At 63.2% G+C, this 24,382-nt stretch carries 19 protein-coding genes, 1 tRNA gene and 1 pseudogene; 12 read left to right on the plus strand and 9 right to left on the minus strand.

Annotated elements, in window-relative coordinates:
• Positions 1-201: 201 nt before the first annotated feature.
• From EOA78_RS01820 to EOA78_RS01830, 3 genes and pseudogenes are all read left to right on the plus strand, one after another.
• The gene (locus EOA78_RS01820) at positions 202-1,644 is read left to right on the plus strand and encodes a methylmalonyl-CoA mutase subunit beta (RefSeq protein WP_127313606.1); all 1,443 of its coding nucleotides are present in this window, start codon (positions 202-204) and stop codon (positions 1,642-1,644) included.
• A complete protein-coding gene (gene scpA / locus EOA78_RS01825) occupies positions 1,641-3,764 on the plus strand; it encodes a methylmalonyl-CoA mutase (protein WP_127313607.1) in 2,124 nt (707 codons plus the stop codon). Before EOA78_RS01820 ends, scpA begins: the two co-directional genes overlap by 4 nt.
• A gap of 18 nt (positions 3,765-3,782) precedes the next feature.
• A pseudogene (locus EOA78_RS01830) lies at positions 3,783-4,053 on the plus strand (type II toxin-antitoxin system death-on-curing family toxin); the annotation flags it as partial.
• Here the strand turns inward: EOA78_RS01830 and EOA78_RS01835 are convergent.
• A complete protein-coding gene (locus tag EOA78_RS01835; RefSeq protein ID WP_029354644.1) occupies positions 4,050-4,523 on the minus strand; it encodes a GreA/GreB family elongation factor in 474 nt (157 codons plus the stop codon). The pseudogene EOA78_RS01830 and the gene EOA78_RS01835 overlap by 4 nt on opposite strands.
• 118 nt (positions 4,524-4,641) lie before the next feature.
• On the opposite strand from EOA78_RS01835, the gene EOA78_RS01840 reads away from it, so the two are divergent.
• The gene (locus tag EOA78_RS01840) at positions 4,642-6,018 is read left to right on the plus strand and encodes a TIGR03808 family TAT-translocated repetitive protein (RefSeq protein WP_127313608.1); all 1,377 of its coding nucleotides are present in this window, start codon (positions 4,642-4,644) and stop codon (positions 6,016-6,018) included.
• Between the two features lie 8 nt (positions 6,019-6,026).
• On the opposite strand, the gene EOA78_RS01845 is transcribed toward EOA78_RS01840, so the two are convergent.
• Both EOA78_RS01845 and EOA78_RS01850 read right to left on the minus strand, forming a co-directional pair.
• Positions 6,027-7,031: an asparaginase gene (locus EOA78_RS01845; RefSeq protein ID WP_127313609.1), complete on the minus strand. Its 1,005-nt coding sequence runs from the start codon at positions 7,029-7,031 to the stop codon at positions 6,027-6,029.
• Positions 7,032-7,157: 126 nt separating this feature from the next.
• Positions 7,158-8,324: an acetyl-CoA acetyltransferase gene (locus EOA78_RS01850; protein WP_127313610.1), complete on the minus strand. Its 1,167-nt coding sequence runs from the start codon at positions 8,322-8,324 to the stop codon at positions 7,158-7,160.
• A 223-nt stretch (positions 8,325-8,547) separates the two neighbouring features.
• Here EOA78_RS01850 and betI point away from each other — a divergent pair, with 223 nt between their 5' ends.
• The 5 genes from betI to betB all read left to right on the plus strand — a co-directional run bounded on the left by betI (position 8,548) and on the right by betB (position 14,833).
• Positions 8,548-9,138 (plus strand): transcriptional regulator BetI, encoded by a 591-nt coding sequence (betI, locus tag EOA78_RS01855; protein WP_127313611.1) that lies wholly within the window; start codon positions 8,548-8,550, stop codon positions 9,136-9,138.
• Complete coding sequence (gene betC, locus EOA78_RS01860; RefSeq protein WP_127313612.1) at positions 9,135-10,664, plus strand: choline-sulfatase; 1,530 nt, start codon at positions 9,135-9,137, stop codon at positions 10,662-10,664. Before betI ends, betC begins: the two co-directional genes overlap by 4 nt.
• Entirely contained in the window at positions 10,661-11,662 is a 1,002-nt protein-coding gene (locus EOA78_RS01865) for a threonine/serine dehydratase (RefSeq protein WP_127313613.1), read from the plus strand. The genes betC and EOA78_RS01865 overlap by 4 nt, the downstream gene beginning before the upstream one ends.
• The gene (gene betA, locus EOA78_RS01870; protein WP_127313614.1) at positions 11,655-13,307 is read left to right on the plus strand and encodes a choline dehydrogenase; all 1,653 of its coding nucleotides are present in this window, start codon (positions 11,655-11,657) and stop codon (positions 13,305-13,307) included. Before EOA78_RS01865 ends, betA begins: the two co-directional genes overlap by 8 nt.
• 62 nt (positions 13,308-13,369) lie before the next feature.
• Positions 13,370-14,833 carry a betaine-aldehyde dehydrogenase gene (betB, locus tag EOA78_RS01875; RefSeq protein ID WP_127313615.1) on the plus strand — a complete coding sequence of 488 codons (1,464 nt, stop codon included), beginning with the start codon at positions 13,370-13,372 and terminating at the stop codon, positions 14,831-14,833.
• Between the two features lie 9 nt (positions 14,834-14,842).
• On the opposite strand, the gene EOA78_RS01880 is transcribed toward betB, so the two are convergent.
• Complete coding sequence (locus EOA78_RS01880; RefSeq protein ID WP_127313616.1) at positions 14,843-15,754, minus strand: LysR family transcriptional regulator; 912 nt, start codon at positions 15,752-15,754, stop codon at positions 14,843-14,845.
• 99 nt (positions 15,755-15,853) lie between these two features.
• On the opposite strand from EOA78_RS01880, the gene EOA78_RS01885 reads away from it, so the two are divergent.
• A complete protein-coding gene (locus tag EOA78_RS01885; RefSeq protein WP_127313617.1) occupies positions 15,854-16,741 on the plus strand; it encodes an NmrA/HSCARG family protein in 888 nt (295 codons plus the stop codon).
• Between the two features lie 115 nt (positions 16,742-16,856).
• Here EOA78_RS01885 and EOA78_RS01890 read toward each other — a convergent pair whose 3' ends face one another.
• Positions 16,857-18,377 (minus strand): phosphomannomutase/phosphoglucomutase, encoded by a 1,521-nt coding sequence (locus EOA78_RS01890; protein ID WP_127313618.1) that lies wholly within the window; start codon positions 18,375-18,377, stop codon positions 16,857-16,859.
• A 203-nt stretch (positions 18,378-18,580) separates the two neighbouring features.
• Between EOA78_RS01890 and EOA78_RS01895 the strand changes: the two genes are divergently transcribed.
• Positions 18,581-18,657, plus strand: a tRNA-Pro gene (locus EOA78_RS01895).
• 43 nt (positions 18,658-18,700) lie between these two features.
• Here the strand turns inward: EOA78_RS01895 and EOA78_RS01900 are convergent.
• The 3 genes from EOA78_RS01900 to EOA78_RS01910 form a co-directional block, all read right to left on the minus strand.
• A complete protein-coding gene (locus EOA78_RS01900) occupies positions 18,701-19,525 on the minus strand; it encodes a galactosyl transferase (RefSeq protein ID WP_127313619.1) in 825 nt (274 codons plus the stop codon).
• Positions 19,526-19,560: 35 nt separating this feature from the next.
• On the minus strand, positions 19,561-20,559 hold the full coding sequence (locus tag EOA78_RS01905) for a polysaccharide pyruvyl transferase family protein (protein WP_127313620.1): 999 nt from the start codon (positions 20,557-20,559) through the stop codon (positions 19,561-19,563).
• 61 nt (positions 20,560-20,620) lie between these two features.
• Entirely contained in the window at positions 20,621-22,105 is a 1,485-nt protein-coding gene (locus EOA78_RS01910; protein WP_127313621.1) for a lipopolysaccharide biosynthesis protein, read from the minus strand.
• 306 nt (positions 22,106-22,411) lie between these two features.
• Between EOA78_RS01910 and EOA78_RS01915 the strand changes: the two genes are divergently transcribed.
• The gene (locus tag EOA78_RS01915; RefSeq protein WP_206533398.1) at positions 22,412-23,269 is read left to right on the plus strand and encodes a polysaccharide pyruvyl transferase family protein; all 858 of its coding nucleotides are present in this window, start codon (positions 22,412-22,414) and stop codon (positions 23,267-23,269) included.
• Here EOA78_RS01915 and EOA78_RS01920 read toward each other — a convergent pair.
• Positions 23,248-24,330: a hypothetical protein gene (locus tag EOA78_RS01920; RefSeq protein WP_127313623.1), complete on the minus strand. Its 1,083-nt coding sequence runs from the start codon at positions 24,328-24,330 to the stop codon at positions 23,248-23,250. The two genes, EOA78_RS01915 and EOA78_RS01920, sit on opposite strands and share 22 nt — an antisense overlap.
• Positions 24,331-24,382: the final 52 nt, after the last annotated feature.

A 24,382-nucleotide genomic window follows, 5' to 3' on the forward strand; every position in this document is an offset into this window, starting at 1 on the left:
GGCTCGCCGCAGGTATAATGACGCCATTGCGCAGCGACAATGGCCATGGTCGAATTGAGTTTTTGGAGCTTGCGGATTTTGCGCATGTTTGGCAATCGGTTGACGGTTCATCGTCGCAGGACGCGTGTTGCATTGTGATATGGGACGGGGAACCGTAGACTGACGTTCCAGGCCTATCGGCCGAGAAGACGAGGAGAGCGGATGGGCGCCGGTGCCTTGAACCACGATGCCGAACTTCCAAACCCTGACCGGCAGCGGTGGCTGGGCCTTGCGGAAAAAGCCTTGGCCGGCGGATCCTTCGAGGAAAAGCTCGTATCCCATACGGACGATGGCATCCGCATCGAACCGCTCTACGAGCGTTCGGTCACCGCAGAGCCTCTGGCGCGGGCAAATCCCAGATCGCCGTGGATCGTCAGCCAGCGTATCGATGATCCGGATATCGGCCGCGCCAAAGCCCAGGCCCTGGAAGACGTCGCACAGGGCGCCACCGGATTGTCGCTTGTTTTCGAAGGCGCGCCGAATGCGTTCGGCTATGGCCTGCCGAGGACTGCCGAGGCGCTGGAGACCGTGCTCGACGGCGTGCCGCTCAATCGCATCCAGGTTCGCATCGACGCGCATCCCTGGAGCCGCGCCGTGGCCGACTGGCTGGTTGCGTTCTTGAGCAAGCGCCGGTCAGACCCGGCAAAGCTCAACCTGTCCTTCGGTATCGATCCGGCGGCGATCTTTGCCGGAACCGGCCGGTTGCGCATGTCGATCGAGGCCCTGCAGGCGTCGATGCCGCAGTCCCTGGCGCATTTTTTCTCGATGGACGTGCCCGGGGTCCTGCTGGAGGCAGACGGACGCGTCTTCCACAATGCAGGCGCCACCGAAGCGCAGGAGCTGGGCACCATGATAGCTTCGGCGGTCTCCTATCTCAGGATGTTCGAGGAGGCGCGCCAGCCGCTTGTCTATGCGGCGCCCCATATCGGCTTCGCGCTGAGCGTCGACCAGGACCAGTTCGTGTCGATGGCCAAGGTCAGGGCCCTGCGCAGGCTATGGGCGCGGGTCCAGGAGGCATGTTCGATCGCCGCGTCCACCGCCAACATCCATGCCGAGACCTCATTCCGCATGATGACTTCGGCGGACCCGGAGACAAACATCCTGCGCACCACGATCGCCGCTTTTGCCGCGGCAGCCGGCGGGGCGGATTCGATCTCCATCCTGCCGCATACGATCGCGCATGGCCTGCCGACGGGCTTTGCCCGCCGTGTCGCCCGCAATACGCAACTGATCATGGCCAACGAAAGCCATATCGATCATGTCGCCGACCCTGCTTGCGGTTCGGGCGCCGTTGAAGCGCTGACCGCCGAACTCGGCGAAGCGGCGTGGGAAGAATTCCAGCGGATCGAGGCGGAAGGCGGCGTGCTGTCCAGCCTGCAGCAAGGACACATCCAGAAACGAGTTCAGGCGGCCTCCGCCCGCCGCAATGCTGCCTATCAAGCGGGCGAGCGGGCCATCATCGGCACGACGCTTCACCCGTCGAAGACCGAACGTCCGGTCGAAACGCTGGCGGCGGAGCGGCGTCCTGCCGTCACTGAGGGCGTGGCGGTGTGCGAGCCGCTGTTTCCGATCCGCCTTGATCAATCGATCGGAGCAGCGCCATGATCCCGGACTTTAGCCAAATCGGCTGGTCGGCGCCGCGCCGGGCGCCGATCGAGGTCAAGGGCCAGCGGATGACCCCGGAAGGACTGGCCATCAAGCATCTGTACAACCAGGGCGACCTCAAGGGCTTGCCGCATCTCGACACTTATCCGGGCCTGCCGCCATTCGTGCGCGGCCCCTACCCGACCATGTATGTCCAGCAGCCCTGGACGATCAGGCAATATGCCGGCTTCTCGACGGCGGAAGAGTCGAACGCCTTTTACCGGCGCAACCTTGCAGCCGGCCAGAAGGGACTGTCGGTCGCTTTCGACCTCGCCACCCATCGCGGCTACGACAGCGATCATCCGCGTGTTGCCGGTGATGTCGGCATGGCGGGCGTCGCCATCGATTCCATCCTCGACATGCGCCAGCTCTTCGACGGCATCCCGCTTGACGAGATGACGGTGTCGATGACCATGAACGGCGCGGTGCTGCCGATCATGGCGCTCTACATCGTGGCGGCGGAAGAACAGGGCGTTGCGCAGAAGGACCTCGCCGGAACCATTCAGAACGACATTCTGAAAGAGTTCATGGTGCGCAACACCTACATCTATCCGCCAAAGCCTTCGATGCGGATCGTGTCCGACATCTTCTCCTACACGTCGCAGCACATGCCGAAGTTCAATTCGATTTCGATCTCCGGCTATCACATGCAGGAAGCAGGGGCGACCGCCGACCTCGAGCTCGCCTACACGATCGCCGACGGCATCGAATATGTCCGCGCCGGTGTCGCGGCGGGTCTCGATATCGACCGTTTCGCGCCGCGCCTTTCCTTCTTCTGGGCGATTGGCATGAACTTCTTCATGGAGGTCGCCAAGCTGAGGGCAGCCCGCCTTTTGTGGTCGACCCTGATGCTGAAGAACTTCTTGCCGAAGGACGAGCGCTCGCTGTCGCTGCGAACCCATTGCCAGACTTCGGGCTGGTCGCTGACGGCGCAGGATCCTTACAACAACATCATCCGCACCATGATCGAGGCGATGGCGGCGACGCAGGGTCATACGCAATCGCTGCACACCAACTCCTTCGACGAGGCGATGGCACTGCCGACCGACCATTCGGCCCGCATCGCCCGCAACACACAGCTCATCCTGCAAAAGGAATCCGGCACCACCCGCATCATCGACCCGTGGGGAGGCTCTGCCTATCTCGAACGGCTGACGCATGATCTGGCGGCGCGCGCGCTTGCCCATATCGAAGAGGTCGAGAGCCTGGGCGGCATGGCCGCCGCAACCGAAAAAAACATACCGAAGCTGCGCATCGAAGAGGCCGCCGCGCGCACGCAGGCGCGGATCGATTCCGGCGAGCAGATACTGGTCGGCGTCAACGCCCATCGTCCCGAGACGGATATAAAAGTCGACGTGCTGAAGATCGACAATGCCGAAGTCAGAGCCCGGCAATTGTCGAAACTGCAACGGCTGAAAGGCACGCGCGATGTCGGCGCCGTCGAGAGCGCACTGAGTGCGCTGAGCCGGGCTGCGGAGAGCGGCGAAAATCTGCTGGAGTTCGCCATTCGCGCCGCGCGCGCCAACGCCACGGTCGGCGAGATTTCGCTGGCTCTGGAAAAGGTTTTCGGCCGTCACGTCGCCTCGGTCCAGACGATCTCCGGCGTCTATCGCAAGGCGCTCGGCGACAATCCCGTGGTCGACCGCCTGCAGGACAAGATCGTGGCATTCGAGGAGAAGTCCGGCGGCAAGCCGCGCATTCTCGTCGCCAAGATGGGACAGGACGGCCACGATCGCGGCCAGAAGGTCATCGCCACGGCCTTTGCCGATCTCGGCTTCGACGTCACCGTTGGGCCGATGTTCCAGACGCCGGAGGAGATCGCCAGGCTCGCGGTCGAGCACGACGTGCATATCATCGGCGCCTCGTCGCTAGCGGCAGGACATTTGACGCTCATTCCCGAACTCAAGGACGCGCTAAAGAAGCTCGGCTGCGACGATATGCTGATCGTCGCCGGCGGCGTCATCCCGCCGCAGGATTACGATGCGGTACGTCAGGCAGGTGCCACCGAAATCTACCCGCCTGGCACGGTCATTCCGGAAGCGGCGGATCGGCTGATGGACCGGCTGCTGCAGGTCGGCTGACACCGGTTATAATGTATGTTGCTGAAGTCGGCGCTTTATCGACCGAGGGAGATCTATGGCGAACCCGTTCTCTGCGGGCTGGCATCCGCTTGTCTTTTCGATATCGCCAAGAACCATCCATTCGTCGACTTTTGCCGCAGCCGATCTTTTTGTTTATTTCAATGGGCTAAGCATCGAAGCCGAGCAGGCGGACATCATTCAACTGGTCATGATGGTCGCGGCCGGCGAGATCGACGAGGCTGGCGCGGCGGCATTCTTCCGCGACCATGTCGTCAAGGTCGAGGCCTAACTGGCAGTCAGCTTCACAATCTCCCATTCCTTGCCGTTCACCACAGCAATTTCGCCGACCTTCTTGCCGAACAAGGCCAGGGCCATCGGTGAAACATGGGAAATTGTGCCCTTGCCCGGATCGGCCTCATCCTCGCCGACAATCTTCCAGTGTACCTTCCTGCCGTCATCGCCTTCCAGCGTGACGCCCATGCCAAAGCGAACCAGATTGCTGCCCGATTCCGGCACGGACAGCTCGGCGCTTTCACGCCGCGCGGTCCAGTAGCGCAGGTCGCGCGAAATGAGCGCGATACGCTCGCGGTCGGCCCTCTTTTCCGCTCTGGCCAGATCATCACGCAGGGCCGCCAGTTCGGCGTCGATCAGCGCCAGGCCGCGTTGCGTCACCAGATTGCGGTGCTGACTGATCGGCCGCTCGCCGATGCCGGCGATGGCGTTTTCGCTGTCCTCTTCGCGCGTGAAGGCTCTGCTCATCAGTCGAGCTTATGCCTCGCGCGGCGACTTCACAAGCTATTGCCGGCAAACCGGATTGGCCGATCCAGTCTGGCACGATTCCTGCGGCGCGACGGCCGAACGCTGGGAATCTGTGCCGATGTTGAACAGACGAAAATTTCTCGCACAAACCGCCGGCTTTGCCGTCCTGGGCCTCTCGCTCGGCAAGGCAGCGGCGGGCAGCCTGCCCGGAATCGACAATGCCTCGATCCGCGGCTCGATCAACGCTGCCGACCTCGGCGTGCGACCCGGCGCGCTTGACGACCAGAGCAAGGCCTTCGCCAGGCTGCTGCTCGACGCAAACGACCGCGACATGCCGGTGTTCCTGCCGCCGGGAACTTATGTCGTATCCAACCTGTCGCTGCCCAGCCGGATCAGGCTTTCCGGCGTGCCGGGCGCATCGCGGATCGTATATGGCGGCAACGGCCATCTGCTCATGGCCGAACAGGCCGGGCACATCGAATTCACCGGGCTGGTGTTCGAAGGCACCAACCGCTGGATGGGCGATTACGCGCAAGGCCTGCTCGACCTCCGCCGCGTCGCTCACCTCGTCATCGACAATTGCCAGATATCAGGCAGCGGCAAGAGCGGCCTGGCGCTCGAGCACGCTTCGGGCCGCATCGAGCGCTCGGAAATATCGGGCGCGGCCGACGCGGGAATCTATTCGGTCGAAGCCGCCGGCCTGGAGATATCAGGCAACACCGTTTTTGACTGCGCCAATGGCGGTATCCTGGTGCACCGCTGGCAAGCGGCCGAGGATGGCACCATCGTCAGCGGCAACCGCGTAGAATGCATTCAGGCGCGTAGCGGGGGAACCGGCCAGAACGGCAACGGCATCAATGCGTTCCGCGCCGGCAACGTCGTCATCTCGGGCAATATCGTCTCGGACTGCGCGTTTTCGGCGATCCGCGCCAACAGCGCCAGCAATCTGCACATCACCGGCAACACCTGTTCGCGGTCCGGCGAAACGGCACTCTATTCCGAATTCTCCTTCGAGGGAGCGATCGTCAGCAACAACATTGTCGATGGCGCCGCCAACGGCATCTCTATCGTCAATTTCAACGAAGGCGGCCGCATGGGCGTGTGTTCAGGAAACATCGTCCGCAACCTCTCGACCAGCGGCCCCTACCCTGCAGATGCGCCCGGTTTCGGCGTCGGCATCAGCGTCGAGGCGGATACCACGGTCTCCGGCAACGTCGTCGAGAATGCGCCGCTCTACGGCATGCACATCGGCTGGGGGCCGTTCATGCGCAATGTGGTCGCTACCGCAAACATCATCCGCAAAGCCGGAACCGGCATCGCCGTCACCGTGGTCGAGGGCGCCGGGACGGCGGTCGTCTCCGATAATGTCATCGACGGCGCCCAAAACGGCGCGATCGTCGGCCACCGCTGGGCCGAGCCGGTGACGGGCGATCTAGCCTCATCAGGCGATGCCGGCTATGCGCATCTGACCATCGAGCGCAATCATGTGAGCTAAAGCCGTTCTCAGCTCAATGCGGCGGTGGGGCGGAGTGCGCCGACTTTGGCGCCGATCCGGCTTTCGATGGGCGGAAGTGCCTGTTCTTTCAGTTTCGCCGCCAGCGCCTTGTCGGCGAGCAAAAACCTGGCAATGCATGCCGCGACCATGACTTCAGCGGCGCGGCCAGCGCCATCATCGCATTTGAGCGCAACGCCAAGGCCAAGCTCTGGAAGTGCAGCGCAATAGACGCCTTCAGCCCCTCCCTTCACAAAAATCCGGCCGGGTGCGGCCTCCATCAGCGCAACATCAGCCCTGCCTGTGCCGGCGACCAGAAAGGGCTCGGCCATGCAGGCGGAAAGCAGCCGCTTTGCGGCCTTGGCGCGCACGGGTTCAAAGCCGACACCGGTCGCCATGCGGGCAAAGCCGAGCGCGAAGCTGCGTAGCGGCACGGCATAGGTCGGGATCGAGCAGCCGTCAGTGCCGCAATGATCGAAATCATGGGCAGCACCCGTCACCGCTTGCATTGCGTCGCGCACCATCTCCTGCGAGGCGTGGCCTGATTTGACATAGCCGCGATGGGCGATGCCGGCGTGGACGCAGGTGCAGAGAAAGCCCGCATGCTTGCCAGAACAATTGTTGTGCAGTGCGTTTGGCGCCTTGCCGGCACGGGCGAGCGCAACTGTCGCCGCATGGCTGGACGGCCAATGGGCGCCGCATTCCAGCGCGGTCTCGTCCAGCCCGGCCTTCGCCAGCATCGCCCACGCAAGTTCGACATGCGCCAGCTCGCCGGAATGCGAAGCGCAGGCAAGCGCCAATTCGCGGTTGCCGAAACCGTACGCATCGGCCGCGCCGCTTTCGACCAGCGGCAGCGCCTGGATCGCCTTGACCGCCGAGCGCGGAAACACCGGGCGAGCCGTATCGCCGATTTCCCAGACCGGCTTTCCGTCGGCATCGAAGACCGCAATAGCGCCACGATGCGCGCTCTCGACCACGGCGCCGCGCAAAACTTCGACCACAACCGGATTTGTCATGAATTCCCCGCTAACGCATGACCTCGAAAATCGGAATCGATTTTCGAAAAGGATGCGTAAAATCAAAGTGTTACAGCGTCCTTTTCGCGCCCGGAAGGGCGCGCGGCGCTGTAGTGCGGGCCGCTTTTATCTGATCCGATCGAGAATGGAAACGTAGTTGGCGACCGCGGCACCTCCCATATTGAAGATGCCGCCGAGCTTGGCCCCCGGCACCTGGATGCCGCCCGCCTCGCCGACGAGCTGCATGGCGCTCAGCACGTGCATCGAGACGCCGGTGGCGCCGATCGGATGGCCCTTGGCCTTCAGCCCGCCGGATGGATTGACCGGCAGCCGGCCGTCCTTCGCCGTCTCCCCACCCAGCGCCAGTTTCGCGCCCTCGCCCGGTTTCGCCAGGCCCATCGCCTCATATTCGATCAGCTCGGCTATGGTGAAGCAGTCATGCGTCTCGACGAAGGACAGATCATCGAGCGTCACGCCGGCCTTCTTCAGCGCCTGGTTCCACGCATGCTCGCAGCCTTCGAAGGCGAGGATATCGCGCTTCGACATCGGCAGGAAATCCTGCACATGCTCGTTGGCGCGGAAGGCAACGGCGCGGCGCATCTTCAACGCCGTCGCCGTGTCGGCTAGGACCAGAGCCGCGGCGCCGTCCGAAACCAGCGAGCAGTCGGTGCGTTTCAGAGGGCCAGCGACGAAGGGGTTCTTCTCACTCTCGTGCCGGCAGAACTCATAGCCGAAATCCTTGCGCATCTGTGCATAGGGATTGTCGACGCCGTTCTTGTGGTTCTTGGCGGCGATCATCGCCAGCGCGTCCGACTGGTCGCCATAACGCTGGAAATAGGCTTGGGCGATCTTGCCGAAAACGCCGGCGAAGCCTGCCGGCGTGTCGCCCTCCTCGGGCAGATACGAAGCCTTGAGAAGGTTCTTGCCGATTTCTGCGCCTGATGTCGTCGTCATCTGCTCGGCGCCGACCACCAGCACGATACGGGCCGCATTGGCGTCGATCGCGCGGATGCCTTGCCTGACCGCCGCCGAGCCGGTGGCGCAGGCGTTCTCGACACGCGTCGCCGGCTTGAAACGCAGCCGGTCGTCGGCCTGCAGCACCAGGCTTGCGGTGAAATCCTGCGCGGAAAAGCCGGCATTGAAGTGGCCGAGAACGATCTCGTCGACCTCATCCGGGCCTATCCCGGCATGATCGAGCGCCTCGCTAGCCACCTTGGCGATCAGGCCCTCCAGCGTCTCGCCTTCGAGCTTGCCGAAGCGCGAATGCGCCCAGCCGACGATGCATGCTGTCATAGCTATCTCCATCCTGCGGGCCGGGCTACGCGACGTCGCGGCGCGCCAAAGCATTGTTCAAGCATGAACCGTTCCTGCGACTTCGTGAAGGGGCCAGAACCACACAATTGCTTGATCTTGATATCTGGTCACGGCACCTGACTTTTGCCACCAATTCAGCCCGGATTTTTGTTGATTGATCCGTCAATAAAAAATAACCTTGTTGCAACAGGCCGGAGCGAAGATGCCGAAAATTGGAATGGAGCCGTTGCGCCGCAAGGCGCTCATCGACGCGACGATCTCGGCGATCGGCGAGCGCGGCTCGCTTGATGTCACGATGTCGGAAATCGCCGGGCGCGCCGGCGTCTCCTCTGCGCTTGCCCATCACTATTTCGGCGCCAAGGACGAACTTTTGCTGGCGACGATGCGGCACATCCTGGCCGAGCTGACCGCCGATATGCGGCGCGCGCTTCGATCGGCCAGCACGGCGCGCGAGCGCGTTTCGGCGGTGGTCGCCGTCAATTTCTCTGACGTCCAGTTCCGCCCGGAAACGATCGCCGCCTGGCTCGCCTTCTATGTCGAGGCGCAGAAATCGTCAGCGCTGCGCCGGCTGCTCAAGGTCTATGCGCGGCGCCTGCATTCCAATCTGTTGAGCGGGCTGACCGGCATCCTGCCGAGAAGCGAAGCCGACCGGGTCGCCGAGGCGACAGCGGCGCTGATCGACGGGCTCTATATCAGGCGCGCGCTGAAGGACGGCGTGCCCAATGCCGCGACCGCGATCGCACTGATCGAGGACTATCTCGAAACGAAACTCAGCCGGCGGAGCGCACAGTGACGTCCAAGCGACCCAATTTCCTGATCGTCATGGTCGATCAGCTCAACGGCACATTGTTCCCGGATGGGCCGGCGGACTTCCTGCACGTGCCGCATTTGAAGGCATTGGCCGCCCGCTCGGCACGCTTTGCCAACAACTACACCGCCTCGCCGCTCTGCGCGCCGGGCCGCGCCTCGTTCATGAGCGGACAGTTACCATCGCGCACCGGAGTCTACGACAATGCTGCCGAATTCGTCTCGTCGATCCCGACCTTCGCCCATCACCTGCGGGCAGCCGGTTACTACACCTGCCTGTCGGGCAAGATGCATTTCGTTGGGCCGGACCAGTTGCACGGTTTCGAGGAGCGGCTGACCACCGACATCTATCCTGCCGATTTCGGCTGGACACCGGACTATCGCAAGCCCGGCGAGCGTATCGACTGGTGGTATCATAATCTCGGTTCGGTGACAGGCGCCGGCGTCGCCGAGACCACCAACCAGATGGAGTATGACGACGAGGTGGTGTTCCTGGCCACGCAGAAAGTCTATCAGCTTTCGCGCGAACAGGACGATGCGAACCATCGGCCCTGGTGCCTTACCGTTTCGCTCTCGCACCCGCACGATCCCTATGTCGCGCGCAAGCAGTATTGGGATCTCTACGAACATTGCCAGGCGCTGGATCCGGAAACGGGGTTCATCGCACATGACGAGCAGGACACGCATTCACAACGTCTGTACCGCGCCAGCGACTACCCCTCGTTCGAGATCACCCCTGAGCAGGTGCGTCGTTCGCGGCGCGGCTATTTCGCCAACATCTCCTATGTCGACGACAAGCTCGGCGAGCTTCTGGACGTTCTCAAGCGAACACGCATGCTCGACGATACCGTCATCCTGTTCTGCTCGGACCACGGCGACATGCTCGGCGAACGCGGCCTGTGGTTCAAGATGAGCTTCTTCGAAGGCTCGGTGCGGGTGCCACTGATGATCGCCGGCAATGGCGTACCAGCAGGACTGATCAAGGCCCCGGTTTCCAATCTCGATGTGGCACCGACGCTTTGCGACCTCGCTGGCATCGACATCGGGGCGATCGCGCCGTGGACCGACGGCCAGTCGTTGCTGCCGCTCACCGTAGGCAGGCAGAGCACCGCGCCTGTGTTGATCGAGTATGCAGCGGAAGGCTCCTGTGCGCCCTTGGTGGCGATCCGCGACGGCAGATACAAGTTCGTCCATTGCGAGCTTGACCCGCCGCAACTGTTCGACCTCGAATCTGACCCGCTCGAGCGGGATAACCTCGCCGCCGATCAGGCCCATGCTGCATTGGTGGCGACGTTCATGGACAAGGTGCGGGCGCGCTGGGACATGGCCGGCTTCGACGCCGCGGTGCGCGAAAGCCAGGCGCGCCGCTGGATCGTCTACCCGGCGCTGCGCAACGGCGCCTATTACCCGTGGGATTTCCAGCCGCTGCAGAAGGCATCTGAGCGCTACATGCGCAATCACATGAACCTCGACAATCTTGAAGAGAGCAAAAGGTATCCGCGAGGCGAATGATGACACCCCTTGTGCCCTCCCTCGATCATCTCAGGCAGGCCTATGCCGTCACCGCCAAGGCGACGCAGGTCACGCCATTGCTGGAATCGGCGGCGCTCGCCAAGGAGACCGGAGCTGCCCGTGTCTTCGTCAAGCCGGAATCGCTCCAATGGGCGGGATCGTTCAAGGTGCGCGGCGCCTATTGGCGGCTGAAGCGGCTGTCGCCCGATGAAGCCAGGAAAGGCGTCGTCGCCTATTCCTCCGGCAATTTCGCGCAGGGACTGGCCGCCGCCGGCCAAGCGCTGGGCATTCCGGTCACCATCGTCATGCCGATCGACGCGCCGGCCGCCAAGCGCGACGCAACGGCCGGCTATGGCGCGCGCGTGGTGCTGACCGACCATGGCGAACGCGCGCGTGAGGAGGTTGCCGCCGCCAGGGCGCGCGAGATCGCCGAGACCGAGGGGCTGGCGCTGCTGCATCCGTTCGACGACCCCGAGATCGTCGCCGGCCAGGCTGGTGCGGGGCTGGAGGCACTCGAGCAACTCGATGCCAGGAATGGCAGCGCCGATCTGCTGTTCTGCGCGGTCGGCGGCGGCGGGCTGATCGGCGGCGTTTCGCTGGCTTTCCACTATCTGTCGCCGGCGACCGAGATCATCGGCGTTGAGCCGGAAGGTTTCAACGGCATGGGCGCGTCGCTGGCGCATGGCGCCATCGAGACCATGCCGATCGGGCCGAAATCGATCTGCGACGGGCTGATGGCGCGAAAGCCCGGCGACGCGCCGTTCGCAGCGGTCAGGACCGCGGGCGTTCGCGGCATCACCGTCGACGATCAATCGGTGCGCTGTGCGATGCGGATCGCCTTCGAGCGGATGAAGCTGGTGCTGGAACCTTCGGGCGCTGCATCGCTGGCGGCGCTGCTCGGCGGCAAGGTGGATGTGAGCGGCAAGACGGTGCTCGTGGTGGCAACCGGCGGTAATGTCTCGCTCACCGATTTCATGGCGCATATGAACCATGCTTGAGGCGGATTTCGTCATCATCGGCGCCGGTTCGGCCGGCTCGACCATGGCCTACCGGCTGTCGGAAGACGGCAAATATTCGGTGATCGTCATCGAATTTGGCGGCAGCGATATCGGGCCGCTGATCCAGATGCCGTCGGCGCTGTCGATCCCGCTCAACATGAGCCTCTACGACTGGGGCTTTGCCAGCGAGCCGGAGCCGCATCTCGGCGGCCGCGTGCTGGCGACGCCGCGCGGCAAGGTCATCGGCGGCTCGTCCTCGATCAACGGCATGGTCTACGTACGCGGCCACGCCCGCGATTTCGACCATTGGGCCGAACAGGGCGCAACTGGCTGGAGGTTTGCCGACGTGCTCCCCTACTTCAAGCGCATGGAGGACAGCAACGGCGGCGAGAATGGCTGGCGCGGCCACGACGGCCCGCTGACCGTGCAGCGCGGCTCAAGGACCAACCCACTCTACGGCGCCTTCGTCGAGGCAGGCCGTCAGGCCGGCTTCGAGCTGACCGACGACTACAACGGCGCGAAGCAGGAAGGCTTTGGCCCGATGGAACAGACCATTCGCGGCGGCCGCCGCTGGTCGGCGGCGAGCGCCTATCTCAGGCCGGCGCTCAGGCGGAAAAACGTCAGCCTGGTCAAGGGTTTCGCCCGGCGGGTGATCATCGAGAATCAACGCGCCACCGGAGTCGAGATCGAAGTCCGCAAACGGATTCAGGTGGTCAAGGCGCGACGTGAAGTGATCGTTGCCGCCTCCTCGATCAATTCGCCCAAGATCCTGATGCTGTCCGGCATCGGCCCGGCCGAACATCTCAGGGAATACGGCATTCAGGTGGTCGCCGACCGGCCCGGAGTCGGCCGCAACCTGCAGGACCATATGGAGCTCTATATCCAGCAGGAATCGACGCAGCCGATCACACTGAATTCGGTGCTGAACCCCTTCTCCAAGGCAATGATCGGCGCGCAATGGCTGTTCTTCAAGTCGGGTCTCGGCGCAACCAACCATTTCGAGGCGGCCGCCTTCGTGCGCTCGCGCGCCGGTGTCGACTATCCCGACATCCAGTATCATTTCATCCCGGCGGCGGTCCGCTACGACGGCAGGGCGGCGGCGAAGGCGCACGGCTTCCAGGCGCATGTCGGGCCGATGCGATCGAAGTCGCGCGGTTCGGTGACGTTGCGCTCGCCCGATCCCGGATCGAAGCCGGTGATCCGCTTCAACTACATGTCGCATCCGGACGACTGGACCGAGTTCCGCCACTGCATCCGGCTGACGCGCGAGATCTTCGGCCAGTCGGCATTCGACCCCTATCGCGGCAAGGAGATCTCGCCGGGCTCGCACGTGCAGTCGGACGAGGATCTCGACGCCTTCATCCGCGATCACGCCGAAAGCGCCTATCACCCTTGCGGCACCTGCAAGATGGGCCGCAAGGATGATCCGATGAGCGTCGTCGATCCGGAATGCCGTGTCATCGGCGTCGAGGGGCTGCGGGTCGCCGATTCCTCGATCTTCCCGCGCGTCACCAACGGCAATCTCAACGCACCGTCAATCATGACCGGCGAGAAGGCCGCCGACCACATTCTTGGCCGCACGCCGCAGGCGCCGTCCAACCAGGAACCATGGATCAATCCGCGCTGGCAGGTGTCGGATAGATAGGCGATGATCCGGCGGACTGTCCGCCCGCCGGCCCCGGCGAAAGACAATTTGGAGAAGCTCCCATGCGCGCCCAGCCAAAAGCATCGCACTATGTCAACGGACGCTACATCGAGGATGAGCAAGGTGCGCCGCTGCCGGTGATCTATCCGGCAACCGGCGAGACCATCGCGATACTGCGTTCGGCGACGCCGAACGTGCTGGAACTCGCGATCGAAGCAGCGCGTGCAGCACAACCGGCCTGGGCGCGGCTGAAGCCGGTCGAGCGCGGGCGCATCCTGCGCCGCGCTGCCGACATATTGCGCGCGCGCAACGCCGACTTGGCGCGCATCGAGACGCTGGATACCGGTAAGGCAATCCAGGAGACGCTGGTGGCGGATGCGCCATCGGCAGCCGACTGCCTCGAATATTTCGGCGGCGCGGTCGCTGCCTATAATGGCGAGTCCTTCGATCTCGGCGGACCCTTTGCCTATACAAGGCGCGAGGCCCTCGGCGTCTGCGTCGGTATCGGCGCCTGGAACTACCCGATCCAGATCGCCGGCTGGAAATCGGCACCCGCACTCGCCATGGGCAACGCCATGGTGTTCAAGCCGTCGGAGAACACGCCGCTGTCGGCGCTGGCGCTCGCCGAAATCTATACCGAAGCTGGGCTGCCCGACGGGCTGTTCAATGTCTTGCAAGGCTATGGCGATGTCGGCGCCGGCCTCGTCGGGCACGATGTCGTCGCCAAGGTCTCGGTGACGGGCTCGGTGCCGACCGGCCGCAAGGTGCTGTCGCTCGCCGGCTCGAAGATGAAGCATGCCACCATGGAGCTCGGCGGCAAGTCGCCGCTGATCGTCTTCGACGACGCCGATCTCGAAAACGCCATTGGCGGCGCCATGCTCGGCAATTTCTATTCGACCGGCCAGATCTGCTCCAACGGCACGCGGGTCTTCGTGCAGAAGGGTATCCACGACCGTTTCGTCGAACGGCTAGTCGAGCGGACCAAGAAGATCCGTATCGGTGATCCGCTCGACCAGGAGACGCAGATGGGGCCGCTTGTCTCCAAGGCCCAGCACGAAAAGGTCATCGGCTATATCGAAGCCGGCAAGCAGGATGGCGCCGTGCTCGCCTGCGGCGGCAATGTGCCCTCGCTGCAGGGTTTCCAAGGCGGCTTCTTCGTCGAGCCGACGGTCTTCACCGGCGTCACCGACACGATGCGCATCGCCCGCGAGGAGATTTTCGGGCCTGTGATGAGCGTGCTGAAATTCGACGATGAGGACGAGGTGATCGATCGCGCCAACGACACCGAATTCGGCCTTGCCGCCGGCGTGTTCACGCGCGACTTGCGACGCGCCCACCGCGTCATCGCCGAGCTGCAGGCCGGCACCTGCTGGATCAACGCCTACAATCTGACGCCCGTCGAAATCCCGTTCGGCGGCTTCAAGCAGTCCGGTATCGGCCGCGAAAATTCGCTGGCGGCGCTGGCGCTCTATTCGCAGCTGAAGTCGGTCTATGTCGAGATCGGCGATGTTGCGAGCCCGTATTGAGGCTCGCGGCTACTGCTGGTCAGCCGCTGTATTTGCCCGACTGGAAATCCGGTCGGATGCAAGCTCGATGAATGCCTTGACGAGGGGCGAAAGATGCCGGCTGCTCGGATATAGGACATGCAGCCCGCCGACCGGCGTCGTGTAGTCCCTGAGAACGCGGCTCAGCCGCTGCCCATTGATGAGGGGCTCGGCGATGCTGTGCGGCAATTGGGCGATGCCGAAGCCTGCCAGCGTGGCCGCAACGACCGCCTGCATTTCATTGGCGGCGAAGCGCCCGGCCACTGTGACCGTTTCCTGACCGTGTGGCCCGTCCAGCACCCAATGCGTGCCCGAGGTCGAAGGGCCTGCGATGACGCACTGGTGGTGCGCGAGATCCGTCAGGCGCTCCGGCACCCCGTGCCTTGCGAGATAGTCCGGGCTGGCGCAGAGCAACCTGTGCGTGGATCCGAGCTTGCGGGCGATCAGCGTCGAATCCTGAAGCACCCCGGTGCGGAAGGCGAGGTCTATGCCGTCCTCGACCAGGTTGAGCTTGTCGTCGGTCAGGCACAGTTCGACTTTGGTCTTCGGATACATTGCCAGAAAGTCGACCACAGCAGCTGTGAGGAAATGACCCCCGAAGCCAACGGGCGCCGAGATGCGAATCGTGCCCGATGGCTCCGCCCTCGCTTCCGCGAGGCGCAGATTTGCTTCCTCGATCGTCCGCAGGGCCTGACTGCTCTGCTCGTAATATAGACGCCCGGCATCCGTCACGTTGAGGCTGCGCGTCGTGCGCTGCAGCAGGCGAACCCCAACCTCACGCTCGAGCGCGGCAACGCGTCGACTGACCGTCGTCTTGGGCATGGCAAGCAGCCGCGCAGCAGCGGTGAAGCTGCCAGCTTCGACGACGCGAGCGAACACCACGATATCATTAAGATCGAGCATTGTATCCATCCATGGGATAAAGTTTTCCAATTATAGGCAATTATGCACTAATGTGACAAACCCTAATTTTGCTCCATCGGAAAAAGAAGGAGCAAACACATGACCACCAAACGAAGCGTTCTAGTGACCGGCGCCACAGGCCAGCAAGGCGGCGCAGTTGCGCGTGCCTTGCTGTCGAGTGGGCACCGCGTCAAGGCACTAACGCGCAGGCCGGACAGCGATGCTGCGCGGCAATTGGCGTCGGCAGGCGTCGAGATCGTGGCCAGCGATCTTGGCGATACGGCCTCCGTTGTGAAGGCAGCAAAAGACGTCGATACCATGTTCCTGATGGGCAACAGCTACGAGGCTGGCATAGCAGAGGAAACCCGCCAGGGGATCCTTGCCGCCGACGCGGCGAAGGCTGCCGGCGTCGGGCATTTGATCTATTCATCCGTCGCCGACGCCGACAAGAACACCGGCATTCCGCATTTCGAGAGCAAATATCTTGTCGAGCAACATGTCGCCGGGCTCGGCATCCCCTACACGATCAGCGCGCCGGTTGCCTTCATGGAGAATATCGTCGCGCCGTGGTCGATCGGCGCGCTCATCCAAGGCACGCATGCCTTTGCAATGCCTGCCAAACGTGTCCTCCAGCTGGTCGCACTTGCCGATATCGGAGCCTTCGTTGCCGCCCTGGTCGAGCGGCGCGAGCGCGTGTTCGGCAAGCGCTTCGATTTCGCCGGGAGCGAATTGTCCGGCGAAGAGCAGGCCAAGATCCTTTCGCAGTCCATCGGCCGCCCGATCAACTATCAGGCAATTCCAATCGCGGTGGCCCGCCAACAAAGCGAAGATGCGGCGCTGATGTTCGAGTGGTTCGACCGCGTCGGCTATGACGTCAATATCGCGGCTTTACACCGAGATTTCCCGGAGGTCCGCTGGCACAGTTTTGCCGACTGGGCGCGGGAGTTCGACTGGCGTGCCCTTGAGCGGGCTTATTCCGCTGCCTGAGTTCCTGGAGACATCATCGGCCGATGAAAACCTGGGGGAGCGGACCAGCTGCAACGGGAAACCCGTGGTCCGCTTCCCCATCGTGGCCTTCTCGCGCCGCGATGAAATGGAGAACCTAGAACGTCTGGTTGTAGGCGCCGACCTCAGGGCTGCGGCGCAGCACCGCATCGACGCCTTCGAACATCTGCCGGCGCCGCTCGGACGACACCGGGCTCTCCACCACCACGACCAGCTCCGGCTTGTTCGACGACGCCCGCACCAGGCCCCAGGTGCCGTCCTCGGCAACGACGCGAACGCCATTGACGGTGATCAGATCGGCGATCTTCTGGCCGGCGAAGACAGTGCCATCCTGCTTCATTGCCTGAAAGTCGGAAACGACTCGCTCGACCACGCCGTATTTCAGCTCGTCGGCGCAGTGCGGCGACATGGTCGGCGTGCCGAAGGTCAGCGGCAGGGCGCGATAGAGATCGGCCATACTGCTGGTCGGGCTGCGATCCAGCATCTGGCAGATGGCGATAGCCGTGATGAGACCATCGTCATAGCCGCGCCCGATCGGCGGATTGAAGAAGAAATGACCGGATTTCTCGAACCCGGCGATGGCGCCGAGCTCGGCCACGCGCCGTTTTATGTAGGAGTGGCCGGTCTTCCAATAGTCGGTGACGGCGCCATCGGCACGCAGGGCGGCGTCGGTGTTGAACAATCCGGTCGACTTGACGTCAACGACGAAGGTCGAGCCGGGATGCAGTCGCGCGATGTCGCGGGCGAGCATGACGCCGACCTTGTCGGCGAAGATCTCGTTGCCTTCATTGTCGACCACGCCGCAGCGGTCGCCATCGCCGTCGAAGCCAAGCCCGACGTCGGCTCCCGTTTCCAGCACCTTGTCGCGGATGGCGTGCAGCATCTTCATGTCTTCGGGATTCGGATTATAGTTCGGAAACGTATGATCGAGCTCGACATCGAGTGGAATCACCTCGCAGCCGATCCGTTCCAGCGCTTCAGGTGCAAAGGCGCCGGCGGTACCGTTGCCGCAGGCGGCGACCACCTTGAGCTTTCTCGCTATGCGCTTGTCCCGGGTCAGGTCGTCCAGATAGGTTTTGCGGAAATCCGCAACGAAGTCATAGGAGCCGCCGCCGACAAGGTCGAAGTCGCCCGCAAGCACGATCGTCTTCAATGCGCTCATTTCCTCCGGTCCGAAGGTCAGGGGACGCGCAGCCCCCATCTTGACGCCGCTCCAGCCGTTTTCGTTGTGCGAGGCGGTGACCATGGCCACGGACGGCGTATCGAGCGCGAACTGGGCGAAATAGGCCATCGGCGACAGCGCCAGCCCGATATCCTTAACTCGCGCGCCGGCGGCCATCAGTCCGGAAACCAGCGCCAGCTTGATCGCAAGCGAATAGGAGCGGAAATCATGACCGGTCACGATATCCGGCCCGGCGCCCAGGCGCCGGATCAGCGTGCCGAGCCCCATGCCGAGCGCCTGGACACCGATCAGGTTGAGCTCCGGCGGCTCCGCCGAGGCCGGGTGGCCGAACCACCAGCGCGCATCATACTCACGAAAGCCGGACGGTTTGATCAGCGCCGAGGTTTCAAACTCGAAGGTGTTGGGACGGGCTTCGCTAACGATCTTCAGGGGCAAGACAGCAACTCCAAGCGGCTGGAATCAGGGTGTTTCAAGGCGGGTGGCCGATACCTATTACACGAGCCTTTAAGCAGTGTTTATCCCGCAGGAACTGAAACCTGTATGACGTTAAGGCGAAAGCGGAAGAAATGCGGCAGAAGCGCTGCCATTGGCGCTTGCAGGAACGAAGTGCGGCGGCTATAAGCCCGGCGGTCTGGTCACGGAGTGTAGCGCAGCCTGGTAGCGCACATCGTTCGGGACGATGGGGTCGCAGGTTCAAATCCTGCCACTCCGACCAGAAGCTCCTCTCCTCTCCCATCAAGTTGGCCTGCCCGGGGTGATCATGTATCCCGGCGAACAGCGGTTTTGCCGAAGAACTCGCGTTTCGCGGCCTCACCGACCAGCCGCAGCCGTGAGGCATTGCGAAGCAGTCGCCTGGGTCGTTTGAGCGCGCCCCAGTTCAGGAAATACTTGGCCATGATACCGGGCGTCCTGCTGTGCGAGCCGGCATGGGCGACGCGATAGACGGCGCCGCGAAACGGCAGCGTCGCCAGAGGCGTACCGCGCTCAGCCAGAATGTCTGCAATCCGGATATGACTGCCAAGCATCGACTTCATCCAGTCGGAAGAGGCGTCCCCGTAACGGTCGGGCAGACCATAGAGGTCCGACCGGATTATCAATGACGTCCCGCAAAGATGGTTAAAGTCGTCGTAGCCGAGCAGGAGCTTGCCGCCGTCGTCCCAGACATAGCCCCGGTCGATGGTCCATCCGTTTGCGTTTCGGTTCTCCGACACGTGCTGGACAAGGCGGGCGCTCACGAAATCGTCGTCGTCGACAATCATGAAGAAGCCGCTGTCGCGTGCCCGCAGCATGCCCTTCAGCACGCGGCGGCCCTTGTCGACGCGGAAGGCGTCGTAGAAGTCCTCCTTGCTCGCCCCGCCGCGCTCATGCGCATCGTTTGGCGGAAAGGTCACGCGTTCGACACTGAAGCGCTCGGGGAGATTTGGCAGATCGGCGCCCTCGTTTGCGACGATGATGCCCCGCCAGTCGTCGTTGGTCTGGCTCGATATCGAGCGAACCGTCTGGGCGAGATTCGCCTTGAGCCTGCTCCAGTCGCGCGCATTGTCCTGGTGGCGCACGGGAATGATGAAGGTGACGAGTGTCATCTCAACCTCAGCAAATGTCTTCTGCGTGCCAAAGATCAGGCGGCGACAGCGGCTGCCTGCCGCGCCCAGCCGATTCCGTCGTCGAGCGAGGTCGCCTTGTAGGAAAGGTCGGATCCCCCCGAGAATGCCGCCATGAACCGCCGTATCTTGCCGTAGCTGTTGTCGAGGACCGCATGCGGCCGACCGATCAGCAGCGAGCAGATATGGACGTGCAGGCGATCGGTGACGATCGCACGCCCGCGCGAAATCTGCCGGATGCCTCGCCGGAAGCGATTGTGCGCGGCCGCGTCCAGCTTGCGCAGCCGCACCTCTGCCGGCTTGAGCGCCAGCAGCGCGGAGGCAGCACCAATCGCCTTGGCGACGCGCACCTGCCGCGCAGATTCGGTGATCCAGTCCTCCATCGGAATGTCGGGATAGGCCGAGCGATCCGCGTCACCTGCCTTCTCGAGGTCCGCCCTCAACATCGCCAGCACCGGAAACTCGGATGCTTCCGGTTCGAGCGCGCCGATGCAGAATGCCATATCGGGGCAAAGCCGCACCTCGCAATCGAAGTGCTTCTCCGCGAACGCCTTCGATTCCTCGTCGCGCACCAGGAGAACAAAGTTCTTGTGCCTGCCGATGATGCGCGCGCTCCTTTCGCGGCGCTCCTGCGACTTGTAGTGAATCGATTGCGGAAACTGGATAATCCGGCGGTTGGGGAATTGCTCGAGCACGCGCTCGCGGAAATCCTGATGCGTGATCCAGAGGTCGCCGAAATTGCCGCCGCCATGGATGAAGATCGGTCCAGTCGGGACGGCCCGTTCGAGATCCTCCGCCGAGAAATCGCGCATGCGCGAGACATAGGCCGGCCGCTTGCCGTAGCGATCTTTCAGGTAGGCCATCTCGCCGAGCCAGATGGCTGAGTCGCCGCAATTGCGGATATCCGGAAAGTCGAGGATCGCCAGCGGCTCGTCCGCCCGGACATAGTCCTTCAGGCAGTCATGGATCATGTCCTGCAACCTGGCGATCAGAACCGGAGGCGTTTCCAATGTCATTCCTCTTCCTCCATCTGGCCGGCCGTCCGGCTCGTGTTGCAGCAAATCCGACGTGCTAGCTTCAGCCATGGCGAACCTTCGATAGTATCTTGCCCAAGATGTTCAGGATTTCCCGCTCGGGGCCGTCGGGCCGCTTCATCAACAGCCATAACCCGAAGCTCGACCCGCAATAGAGGACCGCGCCCAACGGAACGAGGATCGCAAGCTGCCAGGCGAGCCCCACGCTGTCGTTCGCCGCGGGTAGCCAGGTCGAGGCGAACAACACGCCCGCGGCCATGATCGCGATGCTTGCGAGCGCACGCCCGTTGGCCGCCAGCTGCTCCAGCACCGTGACGCCGATGAAGTGCTTGACCAGCACCATGTTGACGAGCGCTCCGAGCAGTCCGGTGAACACTCGGCTGTAGATGACACCTTCGAGCCCGTAGAGCATGAGGGCACCGAAGATGATCGGTACGCGGACGAACAGCATCTGCGTGTCCCGGACGAACAGAAGCCTCGTCTTGCCCTTCGCCATGCCGAGCGGCTGCGCCAGCGAGCCCAGCGTCTGCAGGGCGTACACCGAGGCGAGCGACTGGATGATGAAGATTGCCGGCGCCCATTTTTCACCCAGCGTCAGCCTGACCAGGGGATCGGCGATCACCGCGACGCCGATGCCGGCAGGAAGCGCGATCGCGGCGACAAGTGCCTGGACGCGCTGATAGGCGGCGGCGAGGCGGCCTGGGTCGTCGCGAATTGTGGCGAAGCTCGGGTAGATCGTCTGGGTGAGCGGTGCCGTCGCCTCGCGTGTCGGCAGGCGGGCGAGATTGCTGCCGAAGGTGTAGTAGCCAAGCTGCGCATTGCCGAGCACCTTGCCGATCAGCAGGTGGTCGAAGCGCCAGTTGAGCGTGTTGACGATCTGGCCGGCCGTCAACCAGGCCGAGAAAGAGAAGAACTCCCGCATGTGCTTGAAGACGATCCTCGGGCGGAACGGCAACACCAGATAGGAGGTGACGAGATAGGTCGCCTGGCTCACGAGGGTACCCACCACGAGGGCCCAGTAGCTGTGGAAGATCATCGCGATGGCCACCGCCACGACGACCCCGACGAACTTCTGCGAAACGCTCAGCACGAATTCCTGCCAGAAGATCAGCTTGCGCTGCAGCATGATCAGCCGCGGATTCGTCATGCTGCCGAGCAGCACGCTGAAGCCCAGCGCAACCATGACGCCGAACAGGCGCGGGTCTTCATAGACCACCGATGCCGGCCAGGCACAGGCCGCGAAGAAAAGGCACAGTATCAGTCCGCGCGTGGCATTGAGGGTCCAGGCAGCGCTGAAATGCGATTCGGTGGGCGCCTCATGTCGGATGAGCGCCTGGGTGAGCGAGAGTTCGGTGACTGTGGTGACGATCAGGAGCATCGTCGTCGCCAATGCAACGAGGCCGAAATCGGCAGGCGAGAGGTACCACGCCAGCACGAAGGTGCTGAGCGTCGCCAGCCCGTTCACGATCGCTCGCGACAGGCTGAGCCACATGCTTCCCTTGATGAGCCGCCCGGTGATACTGCTCATGCTTCAGGCGATTCCCGATACTCTCAGCGCCATTTGGCACTCTTGTTGCACCCCGAGCCGCAGCGCTTATACCGCGAACGAAGACGGGTAACGAGAACAAAGATCAGCGCCCATTTGCCGCACCGCACAATTACCGTGGAGAGCCGGCGCGGAGCGGATTTTTCACATTTGCGGTGGCGCCGATTTGCCGCACTGCACAACGGCTCGCGTTGGTCGAGAATGAGGCAACACCCGCGGTAGAATATGCTACACCGCTTCCGGTGGCGGGTCTGGCAGAGAGCAAGCCCGAGGGAAGAGGTGTTCGTTTTGCTGGAAGAGGCCGCCGTGGCTCAAGGTGTGAGGAAAATTGTCCGCAAGGTGCGCGGTCTTGCTCGACGGGACAGAGGCTACGTGCCCCCTCCCCCGTTCCAGCCGAACACGATCGAGCTGTTCTACTGGAAGTCGCCCCTCGGCGTGAACTTCGGCGACTATCTCTCCTCGGTGATTGTCAACAAGATGGCGGCCGACGCCGGCTGCTTCCTGGACGAGGAACGTCCGAGGCCGGTGAGGCTCCTGGGCATAGGCTCGATCCTGCATTTCGCGCGCAACGGCGACGTCGTCTGGGGTTCCGGCATCAACGGCAAGATCCGAGACGAACGGCACGTGTTCAGCTCGCTCGACGTGCGCGCCGTCCGTGGTCCTCTCACCCGCGATTTTCTCATGCGGCGTGGCATCGACGTGCCCGAGGTGTTCGGCGACCCCGGGATCCTCGTTGCCGATCTTCTGGGTTCCCGTTTTCCGAAACCTGCCGAGCGCAAGACGCCGGTCGCGTTCGTCCCCAACTTGCACGACCTGCCGAAGATGGGGGGATGGGAAAACGTCGTCTCTCCACTCGACCATTGGGCGAGCGTGGTACGGCGCATTTCGGAAGCGAGCCATGTCATCTCGAGCTCGCTCCACGGGCTGGTTATTGCCGACGCGTTCGGCATTCCCTGTACGTATCTGCGCCTGTCGGAAGAAGAAAACACACTGAAATATGAGGACTATGTCCTCGGCGTCGGCCGCGCGCGACTGGACATCACGCGATCGCGCGAGGAGGCCGTCCGCGCGAGCCCGATGGGCACGGCCCGGCCAGATCTCGCGAGGCTGAAGGCGAGCTTCCCCTACGATCTCTGGGATTGCTGAGAGGCCGTCGGGGTCGGCTCGACAGCGGCGCGCCGCGCGGTCAGCGATTTCAGGAAGCGCGTGACATCCGATCCGACCCTCGTCCACTCAAATGGCGACAGATCGGGGCGCGGCGACGTGGACTTGCGGAGTGCGGCGAGGAAGCTCTCGAGAGTGGTGGCCGATATTTCGCCGTCGAACAGATGCACCCACTCGGCTCCGACCACCTCCTGAAGCTCCGGCAGGCTGCCGATCCGCGGGGCCAGGAGCGGCTTGTTGCGCCCGAGCGAATGCAAGGCGACGCCGCTGTTCAGGATGTTGCGGTATGGCAGCACGACGGCGTCGTGTGAATCGATGACGCGCTCTAACTCGTCGTCCGGCACGAACTCCCTTCGGATGTCCAGCTTGATCCGCTTGTCGTCGCCCGCGGCTGTGCGGATCCTGCGTTCGAGATCCTCTTCCGGGCAAACGCCGATCACCGTGAGCGAAAACGCGGCCGTCGCCTTGCGGGCCTCGGTAACCAGCTTTTCGACGTTCTTGTACTCCCTGATCAGTCCGAAGAAGAGAAGCCTGTTGTGTCGCTCGGATGGTCTGGCGTCCCGCGGCGGTTCGGCGACCGATTCATAACGACCATGGACCGTGACCAGCGTGGCGAGCGAACGGGCCGCGGGATGCAGGCGATGCAACTCGCGGCGGGAATGTTCGGAGAGGAGGATCACGCCGTCGAGCAGCTTCAGAAACAGGTAGGTGGTCAGCCCCGATTTCAAGCTCCCGCCGTCATGGGGCTCAAGGTTGTGTACCACCCACAGAAACCTGGTTCCGTGAAAGACCCTGTCCCAGAGCATGCGGCCGAGAAGCTTGAGCGTCGCCTTGCGGCTGCTCGGCCGAAAGAATTCGGTCGGCCAGTGGAAGAGGACGATGTCGTAGCGGCCGCGGCCCAGGTGCTCCCAGTCGAACTGAACCCGCTCGAAGCTTGTGCCGTCGATGTGGCCGGAGAAGAGACCCGTAAAGCTGTTGCCCGGAGCATTGAGGGGTTTCAGCGCCAGAACAGGTTTCTGCGCGAAATGTGTCTTGTCGGTCATCGGCAATGTTCCGTGGCAACGCTTGATCCCGAAGGGGAGCCTAGGCCTGTCC

Source organism: Mesorhizobium sp. M5C.F.Cr.IN.023.01.1.1, assembly GCF_003997585.1.
Taxonomy (GTDB): Bacteria; Pseudomonadota; Alphaproteobacteria; order Rhizobiales; family Rhizobiaceae; genus Mesorhizobium; species Mesorhizobium wenxiniae.